We start from the raw sequence: 1,673 nt of genomic DNA, 5'->3' as shown, positions 1-1,673 counted from the left end.
CCTTGGTGTTCGGCGGTGAGGCGGTTTTGGCTGTCGTATTCGTAGGCCAGCGCCCAGTGGCCGTCTTCGACGCCCAGGAGGTTGCCTCGGCGGTCGTAGGTGTAATCGACGATTTTGCCGTCGGGGAGGGTTTTTCTTACGAGCCGCCCGGCATGGTCTCGCTCGTAACGGGTGACGAGCTGACTGCCATCGTCGCCGTGTTCGGTCTTTTCCTGTAGGTTGCCGTTGAGGTCGTAGACGTAGGCCGTGCGTTGGCCATCAAACCCGGTTTCCTGCTGGATCAGGCCATTGGGGTGGTACTGGAGTCGGTAGGTTTCGCCGACTTCGTTTTCGATCGCCGTCAGCAATAACCGAACGTTGTCGTAGCGGTATTTGACTTGGGTGCCATCAGCATTGATGCGGCGGCTGATCAGATGCAGGCCGTCGGCATACTCGTAGCGAGTAACGCGGCCTAGCTCATCACGTTCAGCGGTGATCTTTCCGTAGGGGTTGTAGCTGTACTCCCGTGTGGCGCCACCTGGCAGTACGACGCGAACCAACCGACCCACACTGTCCCACTGATATTGGGTCAGCGCTCCGTATTCATCCTCGCGCGCAACCTGCCGCCCCAGATCGTCATAGCGATAGCGCTTTACGCCGCCATTCGGCAGTTGTTCCTCAGTGAGCTGCCCGCGCTCATTCCAGGTCAGCCGATGGCAGCTGTGATCGGGATACCAGACGCCGATCAGTTGCCCATGTTTGTTGTAGCTGTAGTCGGTGACGTTGCCATCGGGGTCGGTCTTGCGGGTGATATCGCCTTGGTCATTACGCTCGTATTTCCAGACCGCCTGGCCACGCCGTACAACCCGTACGAAACCATTGTCATGCTCGTAGGAGGTTGGCTCGTCATCCCCTGGAAACAACGCCACTAAACGCCCGGCGTCGTCGTACTGATACGCCGTCACTGCGCCCAGCGGATCCTGCTCGACCGTCAGCTGACCTTTGTCGTCATAGGATTTGAGATGCTCGGCGCCGTCCGGATCAATGCGCTGCACCAACCGCGCACGCTGATCGTGGACGTAAACTTCCTGGCTGCCATCAGCGTTGTGAACCGTGACACGGCCGTTGTCATCCCACGCATACCGCGTGTCCATCTGCGAAAAGCTGGCCCAGTGCCGGACGCATCGCGCGGCCTTGCCCGAGCGTTCCCACTCCCAGAAGAAACTCGCCCCACCGGCCAACTGCCGTTCGAGAATGACGTGCTGATCGTCGTACCGATAAACCTCGCTTTCACCTACCGCGTTGGTCGCCGAAACCAACCGGCCGGCGCCGTCATAGGCGTAGGAAATGACGTTTTGCTCAGTGACCCAGACAAACGGGCCCGGTCCCTCGGCCCGATGAACTTGGTACTCCACCGCAACAATGCGACCGAGTTCATAGCGCAAAAGCAGCGAACGGCCGACACCGTTATCCAGCCGCTCAACCCGCCCCAACAGATCACGAAAAATCCGCAGCCGGTTGTCATACCCATCGCTGATGGCTGTCAGCACACCATCGCGGAAGTGATAGAACCGCGACGCCTGCGCCAGCACCAACTCATCAGGCAATGAGCCCAAGTAAATCGCCGCTTCGGCCAAACTATTGGAAATCGCCGGACGAGAGGCAGTGGGCAACGGAAACTCAGTAATGCGATT

General features: G+C 59.2%; 1 pseudogene. It reads right to left on the bottom strand.

Going from position 1 to position 1,673, the window contains the following annotated elements:
• Window positions 1–1,673, bottom strand: a pseudogene (locus BFL40_RS07945) (type IV secretion protein Rhs); the annotation flags it as partial.

Origin of the sequence: Pseudomonas costantinii (genome assembly GCF_001870435.1) — a bacterium.
Taxonomy (GTDB): domain Bacteria; phylum Pseudomonadota; class Gammaproteobacteria; order Pseudomonadales; family Pseudomonadaceae; genus Aquipseudomonas; species Aquipseudomonas costantinii.
This window is presented reverse-complemented; position numbering and strand designations above follow the sequence as displayed.